Below are 13523 nucleotides of genomic sequence, written 5' to 3'. Positions count from 1 at the left end.
AAACCTCTGACGCAGCGCCGTTTGCGCGCTGCGTTACCACCGACATTATCCCGAGGATCTTCAATGCCGTTTCTGAGCGACCGCATACAGGCGACCCAACGTGAGGCGCAAACCAATCGTGCGCTGGCGGATGAAAACACCCGCGAGATTAGCCACTCCAAATGCACAGAGGGGGGCCGTATCCTGAACTCACGATTTTCCTTCGACATGGGCGTGGTTGAGCGTGAGCTGCGCAGCTCAATCATCGGGCAGGATAGAGCGATTGAAGAATTGCTTGAAATTCTCAAAGTGGTGCGGGCCGATATCGGAGATCCACGCAAGCCGCTGGCGTCGCTTTTGTTCTGCGGCCCCACCGGCGTTGGTAAGACGGAAACAGTGCGCACGGTTGCGCGCGCACTTTATGGCGACGCGGATGCCATGTGCCGGATCGACATGAATACGCTGGCGCAGGAACATTACGCTGCCTCTTTCACCGGCGCGCCTCCAGGCTACGTGGGCTCAAAAGAAGGGACCACCATTCTTAACGCGGAAAAGATTGAAGGCACCCGCAATTTGCCCGGTATTGTGTTGCTGGACGAACTGGAAAAGGCCAGCAACGAGGTGGTTCTGGCGCTGCTCAATGTATTTGACAACGGCTTGCTTACGGTAGCCTCCGGTGAGCGGACCTATTCGTTCCGAAACGCGATCATCTTCATGTCATCCAATCTTGGCGCACGCGAATTGATGGAGCTGGAGGAGGGACGGACCGGACTGTTGTCGAGGTTCAAACGGCAGGTCAAGGATCGGCGCACGCGCGCGCAGGATATCGTGATGACGTGTTTGCTGGATCGTTTTCCACCCGAATTCGTGAACCGTATCGATCATGTCGACACGTTCAACTGGCTGGGTCGTGACACGATGCCCGAGCTTGTCGATGTCGAGATGGAGGGTCTCAATCGAAGGTTGCGCAAACATGACGTCGTTATTAGCATCGACGATGCCGTGCGCGGATACTTGGCCGAGCAGGGATATGACAAGCGCTTCGGCGCTCGCGGACTGAGGCGCGCCATGCGGCGGCATCTGGAGTTTCCACTGGCGACCTTTCTGCTGGAACCGGGTATGAAGGAAGATATGTCCGAAGGAGGTAGTTCAATCAGGCTGATCGCATGGCTGAACGCTGACAAAATCGTCTTTGGGCATGTTTGAAAAGGGATAGATGTAGTGAATAAGCAGGATAGCTGGAAAATTGGAATGCTCTTTTCGACGTCGGGTGTGACGGCGATCATCGAGCAATCACAGCTCAATGGCACTCTTCTTGCAATTGACGAAATCAACATGCGCGGAGGTGTGCGGGGGCGCATGATCGAACCGGTTAGCTACAATCCCGGCTCAATCGTGTCCAACTACGGCGAAATGGCAGAAAAGCTCATCGTCGATGACAAGATCACGGCGCTGTTCGGCTGTTACATGTCGTCCTCACGCAAGGAGGTTTTGCCGGTCGTCGAGCGGCGAAACGCACTGTTTTTCTACCCTACTCTCTATGAAGGATTCGAATATTCGCCTAACGTGATCTACGGCGGCGCGACGCCCAACCAGAACAGCGTGCCTTTGGCAAATTATCTGATGAACACGTTTGGCAAGCGCATCTATTTTGTAGGGTCCGATTATATTTACCCGCGCGAGTCAAACCGAGTGATGCGAAACGTGCTACGCCAAGGCGGCGGCGAAATTCTGGGTGAGCACTACCTTGGCTTTGACACGGACGCAGTGGGGTTTGCCGATATCGCTCGTGAGATCGTGGATATGAAGCCTGATGCGATTTTCTCGACTGTCGTAGGACAAATGTGCATCGATTTCTATCGCGCCTATCATGCAGCTGGCGGCGATGGACGCATATGTCCGATTGGTAGTCTTACTACGAACGAGGCCGAAATAGCCGCGATTGGCCCGGAGGCCGCTGTGGGGCATATTACTGCCGCGCCGTATTTCCGCACGATCAACTCACCTGCCAACCGCAAGTTCTTGAAGGCTTACAAAGAGAAGTTCGGTACCGTTAGCGACGTGACCAGTTGTTGTGAGGCGGCTTACAGCCAGATGCATATGTTTGCCGCCGTTCTTGAAGAGGTTGGCGAGATGGATACCGAGAGCCTGCACGATGCTTTGCTGGGCCAGACGTTTGATGCCCCGCAAGGGCAGATCAAGATCGACCCTGACAACAACCACACGTACCTTCAATCGCGCATCGCACGGGTCGATGTGGATGGCGAATTCGTCATCGAAAACAAACTACGCCGCTCTATCAAGCCCGATCCCTATCTGGTGTATCCTGAGATTCATGACCGCAGCTTCAGGACACAGAAGGTGATCCAAACAAGGCTATGATACATGAGTGATTTCATTCAGGAGTTGAGGGACCTCCACACATTGGTCGTCCATCAAAGAGACCGCAGCGCGGACGACCTGCTACAGCAGGTCAATCGGATTGGATGCAATTTCGAGAACGCGTGGCCGTTGCCTGAGGTCCTGCAAAAAAAATTCGATCTTGTGTTCATTGATGTCACGGATCAGCCAACCAGTCGCATCAAGTCCTTCCTTAACAGCAGTGGACACGAGCCGCCGACAGTGATTGCTGTGATCGGCTATGAGAACCCTTCCACGCTGGAATCGATCTTCGAGATCGGTGCCCACGCTTTGCTTACAAAACCGATGCGTGCATCCGGTGTTCTCAGCAGTATGCTCATGGCGAGGCGTTACTGGGCAGAACAGATCAGATTTAAGAAAGACCTGTCCAAGTTGCGCGATCGCCTAGGCAACATGCAAAAGGTCAACGACGCGAAGTTTATCCTGATGCGGCATCACGGGATTGACGAACAAGGAGCCTACGCCGTCATTCGTAAGCAAGCTATGGCCAAAAGAACGACGACGTTTGAGATTGCTCAGTCAATTATCAATGCTGATGGGATTCTACGCAACCTTGGCGACGACTGAAATATCTCGTCCCCTCTCCCGATCAGTGGGTAGGTCCATTTGACATAGCCTGCGTCGCGGGAACGTCAGCTTTGCGGAAGCCGCATCGCATAATTTGAACGTAATTCGGGAGCCGAATGGGCCGTTCATGTCGGTCGACACCAAGGGCGGAGAGCGGTCCTTCGCTGCGGTACACACTAAGGTCGGCCAGGCCGAAAACCCCGTCTTTCGCCGCAACTGCGAAAACTTGTGCGTTTTATGTCCGGCTCTGTCAGGCGGCGGAAATCAGTCATTCGCTGCGGTCTACAGCACAAGATTTTCCGACCCTATGCTTACTCGTAAATCGCTCACGCAGCACCCCTCCGCACAAGCAAAAAGGTTTCTGCGACGCACATTGTGTAACCAAGTCGGCCTTTGAACACGTCATAGGATGCCGAACCCAATCTGCTGCTTCGCAAGGATTCCAAGCTGGCAGAACATGCGCATAAAATGACCGTGGCGGAGCGTACAGCTCAGGCTACACAGGCCAAGCCGAAGGTACCGCGGGGCAATGCTGCGCGTAACAATACCAAGGAACGCCAAGTGCAGGAGACGCCACTAAAACAACCAGCTCGGGCCAGAGAAACACGGCTGCCGCCAACTCGCGCGGTGCAGCGGTAAGCAACTATCCCGGCAAGGTGATGCAGCGCGTCGCACGTGCAGGAAAGCCGCGCGTGAAGTCCAATGGCACAACGGGCATAAGCTTTTCTATAGCTCAGAACGGTCAGTTGGCTCAGGCTGGGATCACCCGCGGCTCCGGCTCTGCGGCGCGGATGATGCCGCGCTTGCCCTTGTCCGACAAGCAGCACCGTTTCCATCCCCGCCCCCCGGCGCGCAGTGGCGTTTCTCGGTCAGTGTCGAGGGACGCTAAGGTCACGCCTCGCACGAAAATCAAAGAGTTCACAGTGTTGCATTCGGTTCAGCGGCGACATATCACGCAATAGTTGACTAAAAGAATCGGAATAGGAAGACGCCATGCTCAGACCACTGCCATTTCTCTGCCTATTCCTCTTTGCGACTGCGTCTGTGGCAGAGGAATTCCCGGTCAGGGTTGAACATGCTTTTGGAGAAACTGTGATCACGGAACGTCCCGCGCGGGTGGCTTCGGTTGGTTGGGCAAACCATGAAGTGCCCCTCGCCTTGGGTATAGTGCCGGTCGGCTTTGCGCGTGCATCTTGGGGCGATGACGATGGCGATGGGTTGCTGCCTTGGGTCACCAACAAGCTGGTTGAGCTGGGTGCGCAAACGCCTGTGCTTTTTGACGAGGGCGACGGCATCGATTTTGAAGCGGTGGCCAGCACTCAGCCCGACATCATTCTGGCGGCATATTCCGGTCTGTCCCAGACCGACTATGACACGCTCAGCCGCATCGCGCCGGTTATTGCCTATCCAGACGCCGCCTGGACCACCACCTGGCGTGAAATGATACGACAGAACGCAGCGGGGCTGGGCATGTTGGCCGAGGGGGATGCGATGGTTGCGCAGGTTGAAGAGCGGATTGCGGCGGCCCGCGCGGCGCACCCTGAACTGGCCGGGAAAACCGGCATGTTTGTCACCCATCTGGATCCGCGCGATCTGAGCACTATTGGTTTTTACGCCGCCGCTGACCAGCGCGTTCAGTTTCTAACAGATCTCGGAATGGACACCCCGCAGGCGGTCCGCGAGGCCAGCGAAGCCGGGAAATATTCGGGACGTGTCAGCGCCGAGCGGATCGACCTGTTTGACGACGTTGACGTCGTGGTGACCTATGGCGACCAAGTGCGTCTGGATGAACTTTCGAAAAACCCTCTGATTGCACGGTTTCCGGCAGTGGCACGCGGATCTGTTGTGCTGTTGGCCAATGATCCGATGGGCACGGCGGCGAATCCAACCCCGCTGTCGATCGACTACGTGCTGGATGATTACCTTAATCAGCTGAGCAAAGCTGCAACGCGCGGCAACGAATGACATCCCATCGCCCGCAGCGTACCGCAGGTATTGTTGCGGTGATCGGACTTTTGTTGTTGATGACAGGCCTGTCACTGACGGTTGGCGCGCGCAGTGTGACCTGGGTCGAGGTCTGGGCCGGAGTGACTAGTCAGGTCGAAAGCATTGGCGCGGCGGCCGTGGCGGTCCGGATGCCACGCACCGCGCTGGCCGTCTTGGCCGGGGCCGCGCTTGGGCTTGCGGGCGCCATTATGCAAGGTATCAGCCGCAACCCACTGGCCGATCCGGGTATCTTGGGCGTCAATGCAGGGGCGGCCTTGTTCGTCGTTACGGGGATCGCCTGGTTCGATATCAGCGGTGCGGCGACCTTTTTGTGGTTGGGCATTGCCGGGGCCGCGCTGACAGCCTTGTTTGTCTACGTGATAGGTTCAATCGGGCAGGGTGGGGCGACACCGCTCAAGCTCACCTTGGCGGGAACGGCAACGTCGGTTGCGGTGACAGCCTTTATCATCGCGGTGGTGCTGCCGCGCAACGACATCGCGGGCAGTGTCCAGTCCTGGCAGGTCGGCGGGGTAGGCGGGGCAAGCTTTGAGACATTCCTGCCTGCCTTACCATTCTTTGCTGCCGGGCTGATCCTGAGCCTGGCCTCTGCGCGCATCCTGAATGCGCTGGCACTGGGCGAGGAGCTGGCTGCGGGATTGGGGCAGAATGTCGTTTTGGGCCGTCTCGTCGCGGCTGCGGGGGCCATCATCTTGTGCGGCTCGGCTACGGCGCTTTGTGGGCCAATCGGTTTTGTCGGGTTGGTGGTGCCGCATCTTTGCCGCATGCTGGTCGGCACTGATTATAAATTCGTGCTGCCGATGTCGGCACTCGCCGGGGCCAGCCTGCTTGGATTTGCTGACGTGCTTGGCCGGGTCGTTGCGCGCCCCAACGAGTTGGATGTGGGCATCGTCACAGCATTTGTGGGTGCGCCCTTCTTTATCTGGACGGTCCGGAACCGCAGGATGCGGGGGCTATGATAGGAGCAGCCAGCATTACCGTCGCCCCCGGCCGGTATCGGCTGAAGCTGCGTCGCGTCGGAGTGCTCGCCATATTGGTGGCCTCGGTTGCGGCGTTGACATGGCTCACGCTCAGTTGCGGGCGCGGCTGTACTGCGCCGCCTGACGTTCTCGCGTCGTTGCTGGGGCGGTCCGAAGCCGGCGCTTCTTTTGTGATTTCCGAGTTACGACTTCCACGTGCTGTGTTGGGGCTGCTTGCAGGGCTTAGCTTTGGGTTGGGTGGAGTGGCGTTTCAGGTCATGCTCCGCAACCCGCTGGCCAGCCCCGACATTATCGGGATCAGCGCCAGCGCCGGGGCGGCGGCGGTATTTGCCATCGTAATTCTTTCCTTCGACGGATGGATTGTGTCGGTTGTTGCGGTTGGTGCGGGGCTCGGTGTGGCCACGTTGATCTGGGGCTTATCTTCGCGACGCGGTGCCGCCGGGGCGCGGCTGATCCTCATCGGCATCGGTGTCTCGGCCATGCTGGACAGCGTCACCGCTTATGTGCTGCTGGAAGCACCGGCATGGGACCGAGCCGACGCCATGCGTTGGCTAACCGGCAGCCTGAATGGGGCCCAGCTGTCTCAGGTGCTGCCCGTTGCGGCGTCGCTGTTGTTCTTTGGTGGGTTGCTGGCGATGACCGCCCGCGATCTTGAGGTATTGCGCCTTGGCGATGACACCGCCGAGGCCTTGGGGGTACGTGCTGACGCCACGCGGCTCCGAGTTTCGTTGGCGGCAGTCGGCCTTGTGGCCTTTGCGACAGCAGCCACAGGTCCTATCGCTTTTGTGGCATTCCTGTCCGGCCCGATCGCCGCGCGTCTGCTTCGCGGCTCAAAGGGTTTGTTGGCAGCGGCAGGGCTGATTGGTGCGGTGCTGGTCCTTGCAGGAGATTTCACCGGCCAGTTCTTGTTGCCGTCTCGTTTGCCGGTGGGGGTCGTCACGGGGGCCGTAGGCGCACCCTTCCTTTTGTATCTTATTGTCCATGCCAACAAAAATGGGGGCTCCATGTGACCCGCGAACGTCGTCTCGAAACACATGATCTCAGCGCTGGCTATGAAAAGCGCGTAATCCTGAAGGATGTCTCACTTGTTGTTCCGGCGGGGCGTATCACAGCGATTGTTGGGGGTAATGCCTCGGGGAAATCCACACTGCTGCGCACTCTGTCGCGGATATTGCCTGCCAAATCTGGGTGCGTCCTATTGGATGGACAGTCCGTTCATCAAATGCCGTCGCGCAAGTTGGCGCAGATGATGGGCCTGCTGCCGCAGTCGCCCATAGCACCAGAAGGCATCACGGTTGCTGACCTAGTCGGACGGGGAAGGCACCCGCACCACGGATTGTTTTCGCGCTGGTCCGCCGCCGATGATCGCGCCGTGTCTGAGGCGCTGACCATTACAAGTACAGACACGCTGGCAGATCGCGAACTCGATACCCTGTCCGGGGGGCAGCGACAGCGCGTATGGATTGCGATGGCTTTGGCGCAGGAAACGGACCTTCTTTTGCTGGATGAACCGACGACGTTCCTCGATGTCGCGCACCAAATCGAAGTTCTGGATCTATTGATTGATCTAAATACCCATCATGGCACAACGATTGTGATGGTGCTGCACGATTTAAACCTTGCGGCGCGATATGCCGATAACCTGGTCGCATTGGCCGATTGTGGCATTCACGCCGAAGGCCCTCCTGCTGAAATCCTCACCGAAGAACTCGTGCATTCTGTCTTTGGGCTGACCTGCCGCATCGTCGTAGACCCGGTATCACAAACGCCGGCGATGATACCGATCGGGCGGCACAGGACAGTCACAAAAAACCCAGAACAGGCTGCATGAAAATAGTTTAGTAAATTAGTCGGAATATGTCTGGCCACCTGGAAAATCTATAGCTAAGAAATACCTGAGTATTTCACTATGTCATCTGGAGCCCGCTATGTCCGTATCCCCCGTAAGCTATCGTCGCATTGGGCGCGGCTCTTTCAAATCAGTTTTGTTGTGCTGCACGACGCTTGCATCAGGCACTGCGATTGCGCAGGACCGCTTTCAACTTGATGATGTATTCCTGGATGTCGCCGAACAAAATTCCGGCGCAGCGGACGCCCAATCCATCGTCGCGACCGAGTTAAGCTCAGGTGGCAAGTTGTCAGGGAAAATTCTCGACATTCCTGCAAGCGTTTCCGTGATCACCAGCCGCGACATCGAGGCGCGTGGCGCCACGAATGTCGAACAAGTGCTGAACTATACCGCCGGTGTCACCACCAACAGCTACGGTGCAGATGATCGGTTCGACTATTTCATCCTGCGCGGGTTCGATGCCTACACCTATCGCGATGGGCTGAGCCTCGGGGCGAACTTTGGCAGCTTGCGCGAGGAACCTTTTGCTTTCGAACGTGTCGAAGTGATCAGAGGTGCGTCCTCATCTACTTTTGGCGTTTCGGATCCAGGCGGGTCTGTGAATTACGTCACAAAGAGACCCCGTGCAGAGCGGTTTGGCAGCGTTTACACCTCGATCGATTCCTTCAGCAGTCTCGAGACCGGAGTCGATTTTGGTGACAAACTGGATGAGGCCGACACACTAAGCTATCGCTTCACCGGGCTGTTGCGTAACGGTGAGCTTGAATATCCCTATTCCGAGAATGACGAACTTTTCGCTATGGGCGGGTTGACCTGGAGGCCATCGGACGCGTCCGAACTGACCGTTGTCGTCGACCACCTGAACCGCGACTCTGTGCCGGGTAGCGGTGGCTTTCCGGCAGGCGGTGACTTTGACCGCGGTGATGTCTTTTATGGCGAACCGGACTACAATTATCGCGGCACCGAACGGACGACGGTATCGCTACTAGGCGCGCATGATTTCGGCAATGGGCTGAGCTTTGCAGGGACCCTACGCTATAGCGACAGCGCCTCTGACTTCGGCTATGCCTATGTCAGCGATGGCACACCCGCCGATGCGACAGTCGACCGCGCGTTCTTTGCCAGCGACAGCACCGGCAAAAGCTTCATCACCGACATGCATCTAACATACGAGAGCTTTTTTGCGGGGGCGGCCAGCATAACCACGGCAGGGATCGAATTCTCCTGGTCAGATGAATCCAATCAGCGTTTCTGGGGGCCTGCGCCTTCGGTGGACCGCGACACCCCGGTTTATACGGGCCGCCCGGCCAGCGTGCCGATCTTTGCTGATCTTGATACCGAGACGGAAGGTAAGGCGATCTATGTCCAACAAGAGTTGAACTGGAACGAACGTCTGATTGCGTCTTTCGGACTGCGGCATGACTGGATCGATGTCACCCAGAACAACAATCTTAGCAATACCGTGCAGACAAATGACATCAGCGAGACCACCGGGCGGATCGGCCTGAGCTACAAGATCACACCAGATGTGTCGATCTTCGGCAGCTATGCGCAATCCGTCGTGCCAGCAGGATTTGGCGTAGAGCCGGAAGAGGGTGAGCAGTTTGAACTGGGCACCAAGTGGCAACCGGCAGGCACCAATGCCCTGCTGACAGCGTCAGTATATGACCTGTCGAAATCCAACATCACGCGCACTAACCCGGTGACCAACTTGCCAGAAACGATTGGGGAGATTGGGGTGCGTGGGCTGGATCTGGAAGCCAAGGCCGAGATGGGCGCTTATACTTTCACCGCAGCCTACAGCTACCTTGACGCCGAGATCAAAGAGAACGGCACATCGGGCAATGTCGGCAATCGGCCCGGTCTGGTGTCGGAAAATGTGGCCTCGATCTGGGCCAGCCGGACCTGGGATAATGTCGGTCGGGGCGACCTGACCGTTGGTCTAGGGGCGCGGTTCAACGGCGGATATTTTTACAGCGACAGCAACGCCACGGGCGATACCGGCAGTTTTGTCGTGGTAGATGCAGCGGTGACCTACGACCTCTCCGCGCAGACGTCGCTCTCAGCCAATGTCACCAACCTATTTGACGAAAAGCACACGTCCTATGGTGGATTCTACGCAGACTTTTACAGCCCTGGCCGTGAAGTCACCGTGAAACTCTCGCATAGCTGGTGAGCCTAAACGCGGTGCGTCCCTCGCGCGCCGCGTTTTTTTGCTTTTCCCAGCAGCCGCAAAGGGATCGTCATGATCACTGCCTCAGCCAAGACCACCCTCTTGCTCGATGCGCCGCAAGATATGCTGTCGCAAATACTGTCGCATCTCCGCGATGATCACGGCATGGGTTTTCGCGCCGATGGAGAAGGGGCCCATGTGTTCGAGCAGGACGGCTACCGGGTGGAATTTGCCCTGCGGCAGCGCGCACTTGATGTCACCCTTGGGGCGCCGGGCGAAAACGCTATGCAGTTTTCCAAGGAAGGTATGGTGCAGCATATCGCGGCGCTCAGCCCCGAAGTGGCGCAAACCATCCGCTGGGAAGGTGTCGCCCAAGAGGTTGGCATCTTACCGCGTAATTTTCGCCTGCTAACCGTGCTGAACAGCACGCTTCTGTTCAAGGGCATGCAGCGGGTTACCCTACAGTATCCCGATATAGCCAGGTTACAGACCGAAGGGTTGCACGTGCGACTGATCTTGCCGTGCGATCCCACACGCGCGGCAATCTGGCCGGTGATGGGAGCCAACGGCGCGCCGGTCTGGCCCACGGGTGATAACGCGCTTCACGCGCGATATTTGACACTTAAAGACATCCGCCCCGAGACCGAAGAGGTTGAAGTCGACGTGGTGCGCCATCGCTCCGGTCTGATTTCCCGCTGGGCCCAGCAGGCGCGATCAGGTCAACAAATCGGCGCTATGGGGCCGGTAGGTATCACCGCGCTGCCTGAGGCCGCGAGCTATTTTCTGGCCGCTGATGGCACCGGCCTGCCTGCTGTTGCACAGTTGATGTCCCGGCTGCCCCGTGACGCGGTGGGTGATGTCGTCATCGCTCTGCCTGCGGGTGTTTCGCATCACGATTACTTGCCGCAAACCAAACTGCACGTTCATACAGTTGCCCCGGATAGATTCGAGGCAACCATTCTCGAGTATGCGCAAGCTCTTACGACAACAGACATCGGGTATGCATTTTTTGCGGGTGAATTCGCGAACGCGCAGCAGCTGCGTAAGTATTTTAAAAATGACCTGAGCCTCGACAAGACCAAGCAGGTCTGCACAGCATATTGGCGCAGAACTTCGTGAGCTATCCCCAAAAATCGAACGAACAGACTGGTGCGTTAATCCACTAGTCTCGCCGGTTTTCGGGGTTTTCAGGTGAGGTATGCCGCGCGAAGTTCCGTTCAAACACCTTCGCTTCTCTCGTGACCTGATCCTTTTGCGCGGTGCGTTGGTATTTGCGCTATCCGCTCTCTTATCAAGACGTGGGTGACCTTGAGTATTGGAGGAGATGCATAAAATATCTTGAAATGTGATAAAATATTCCGAATGATGAGAATCATATGCAAGAAAGACTCATCAAACTACTCGAGGCAATCACAGGTGCTCCTGCGCCAGTTAGTGTTCGTGAACTGACGGCAATGACGGGCCTGCCAAAGCCGACGATTTACAGAAATGTAGCGGCGTTGGTGGAATGTGGCTTTCTCGACGAGGTCGAAAACGGGCGATACGTGCTTGGCATGCGGTTTGTCCGCATCGCTTTGACCGGTAAGGCAGACAGCCATGTCATCCGCGCTGTGTCGGCGATGATGCAGAAGATGGCGGGTGATCTTGGCGAGACGGCATTTTTTGCCCGGTATCGCGGTGGGCGCGTGGACATTATTGCTATCGAAACGCCCAGTGATCCGGCCGTATCGTATATCTATCCGGGCCTCGGGCCACGTCCGGTTCATGCCTGTTCTTCTGGCAAGGCAATTGCGGCGCATCTTGCCGCTGATTTGCAGCTTGATTTGCTCGATGCCGCCCCGGTTCGCTTTACATCCAATACGATTACCGACGCTGAAACGCTACAAAGAGAGCTTAAGCAAGTGCGCCGATACGGCTATGCGGTGTGTAACGGTGAGATTGACGAAGGGGTAACCAGCGTTGCTGTCCCCATTCACATAGATCGCATCGGGTCGGTGTTCAGCATTGGCGTGGTGGGGCCAACGGCGAGAATTGCACCGCAAATCCAGAACAGATTGCTGCCCGTTCTGACCGATCAGGCGCTTCGTGCGGCGGCGGCACTGCAGCATTGTTCGGTTCTGGATGTGAAGCCAGAGTTTCCCGATGTCGAAACACCGGGGGCTACCCGCAGTTTACAAGGATAACGATCGTACGAGACTAAATGAAAAATGACAGGGAGGAAGTCATGAATAGACGAGAATTCGGAGCATTGGCCACATCGGCCTTAGCGCTTGGCGTGATGCCATTTAACGCATCGGCGGATGAAACTTGCCAATCGCCCTACATGCCGATGATCACAGGCCATGAGGAGTATATCTATATCTGGACACTGGGTGTCGAAGGTATGGGTGACGAGCAGGACAAGCTTGTCACTGTTGATGTGCGGCCCGGATCAGACACGCGCGGGCAGATTATCAACTCTGTATCAGTTGGCGGCCGCAACGAGGCGCACCACGGCGGCTTTAGCGCGGATCGGCGGTATTTCTGGGCCGGTGGATTGGATACCAACCGGGTGTTTATTTTCGACGTTCACACCGACCCCAGCAATCCCACATTGCACAAGACCATTGAGACCTTCGTCAAGGATTCAGGTGGTGTCGTCGGGCCGCACACGTTCTTTGCACTTCCCGGCCGCATGATGATTACCGGCCTAAGCAATGATGAAGACCACGGCGGGCGTACCGCGTTGGTCGAGTACAACGACGACGGCGAATATATCGCCACCTACTGGATGCCAACCGAGGACGACATGCAGGGCGCCGTCGCGGTGGGCGATGCTGTCGCTGATGGCTACGGCTATGATATTCGCGCGCTGATCCGCAAGAACATCATGCTGACCTCGTCGTTCACCGGGTGGTCGAATTACATGATGGATTTCGGTCAGATGCTGCAAGACCCCGAAGCGATGAAACGCTTTGGCAATACGATCGTGCAATGGGATCTTCACACGCGCCAGCCCAAGAAAGTGTTCAACGTACCCGGTGCCCCACTGGAGATCCGTTTTCCCTGGGGGCCAAACGCGAACTATGCGTTTTCGACGACTGCACTGACATCTAAGCTTTGGCTGATTTACGAAGACGATGCCGGAGAATGGCAGGCCAAGGAAGTTGCCGATATCGGCAATCCGGCGGATATTCCATTGCCAGTGGATATTTCCATCGCCGCGAACGATCAAACCCTGTGGATAAACAGCTTTATGGACGGAATGACACGCCTGTTCGATGTGTCCGACCCGCATAACCCCAAGCAGATTTATGAAAAGAAGATCGCGCCACAGGTTAATATGGTCAGCCAAAGCTGGGATGGTGAAAGAGTCTATTTCACGTCATCGCTTTTGGGCAATTGGGACAAGAAGGGCGCGGATGACGCGCAATATGTCAAAGCCTACAAATGGGATGGTAGCGCGTTGATCGACGATTTTGAGATCGACTTCTACGAAGCCCAGCTGGGCCGCGCGCACATCATGCGCTTTGGCAGCGCGGCGCTGTACAGCTAATCCGACAGCCACATA

11 protein-coding genes and 1 pseudogene are annotated in these 13523 nt (G+C 56.8%); all 12 read left to right on the top strand.

What is annotated here, in order from left to right; all coding sequences use genetic code 11:
• Positions 1-63 precede the first annotated feature (63 nt).
• A complete protein-coding gene (locus tag AC1965_RS12390) occupies positions 64-1185 on the top strand; it encodes an AAA family ATPase (RefSeq protein WP_483884178.1) in 1122 nt (373 codons plus the stop codon).
• Between the two features lie 15 nt (positions 1186-1200).
• Positions 1201-2361, top strand: a complete 1161-nt coding sequence (locus AC1965_RS12385; RefSeq protein ID WP_483884177.1) for a transporter substrate-binding domain-containing protein — start codon at positions 1201-1203, stop codon at positions 2359-2361.
• A gap of 3 nt (positions 2362-2364) precedes the next feature.
• Positions 2365-2967 (top strand): ANTAR domain-containing response regulator, encoded by a 603-nt coding sequence (locus AC1965_RS12380; RefSeq protein ID WP_483884176.1) that lies wholly within the window; start codon positions 2365-2367, stop codon positions 2965-2967.
• Between the two features lie 993 nt (positions 2968-3960).
• A complete protein-coding gene (locus tag AC1965_RS12375; protein WP_483884175.1) occupies positions 3961-4932 on the top strand; it encodes an ABC transporter substrate-binding protein in 972 nt (323 codons plus the stop codon).
• Positions 4929-5930 (top strand): FecCD family ABC transporter permease, encoded by a 1002-nt coding sequence (locus AC1965_RS12370; RefSeq protein WP_483884174.1) that lies wholly within the window; start codon positions 4929-4931, stop codon positions 5928-5930. Before AC1965_RS12375 ends, AC1965_RS12370 begins: the two co-directional genes overlap by 4 nt.
• Positions 5927-6961, top strand: coding sequence for a FecCD family ABC transporter permease (locus AC1965_RS12365; RefSeq protein WP_483884173.1), 1035 nt, complete (start codon positions 5927-5929; stop codon positions 6959-6961). The genes AC1965_RS12370 and AC1965_RS12365 overlap by 4 nt, the downstream gene beginning before the upstream one ends.
• Entirely contained in the window at positions 6958-7782 is an 825-nt protein-coding gene (locus AC1965_RS12360; RefSeq protein WP_483884172.1) for an ABC transporter ATP-binding protein, read from the top strand. Before AC1965_RS12365 ends, AC1965_RS12360 begins: the two co-directional genes overlap by 4 nt.
• Positions 7783-7879: 97 nt before the next feature.
• Positions 7880-9976 carry a TonB-dependent siderophore receptor gene (locus AC1965_RS12355; protein ID WP_483884171.1) on the top strand — a complete coding sequence of 699 codons (2097 nt, stop codon included), beginning with the start codon at positions 7880-7882 and terminating at the stop codon, positions 9974-9976.
• 69 nt (positions 9977-10045) lie between these two features.
• Positions 10046-11092, top strand: coding sequence for a siderophore-interacting protein (locus AC1965_RS12350; protein WP_483884170.1), 1047 nt, complete (start codon positions 10046-10048; stop codon positions 11090-11092).
• A gap of 79 nt (positions 11093-11171) precedes the next feature.
• A pseudogene (locus AC1965_RS12345) lies at positions 11172-11283 on the top strand (IS6 family transposase); the annotation flags it as partial.
• 66 nt (positions 11284-11349) lie between these two features.
• Positions 11350-12156, top strand: a complete 807-nt coding sequence (locus tag AC1965_RS12340; protein WP_483884169.1) for an IclR family transcriptional regulator — start codon at positions 11350-11352, stop codon at positions 12154-12156.
• Between the two features lie 41 nt (positions 12157-12197).
• Positions 12198-13508: a methanethiol oxidase gene (gene mtoX, locus AC1965_RS12335; RefSeq protein WP_483884168.1), complete on the top strand. Its 1311-nt coding sequence runs from the start codon at positions 12198-12200 to the stop codon at positions 13506-13508.
• The last annotated feature ends 15 nt before the right edge of the window (positions 13509-13523 follow it).

The sequence above is a fragment of the Sulfitobacter sp. KMM 9851 genome (genome assembly GCF_057178245.1).
The sequence above is the reverse complement of the archived record's forward strand: the minus strand, read 5'-3'. Positions and strand labels throughout refer to the sequence as shown.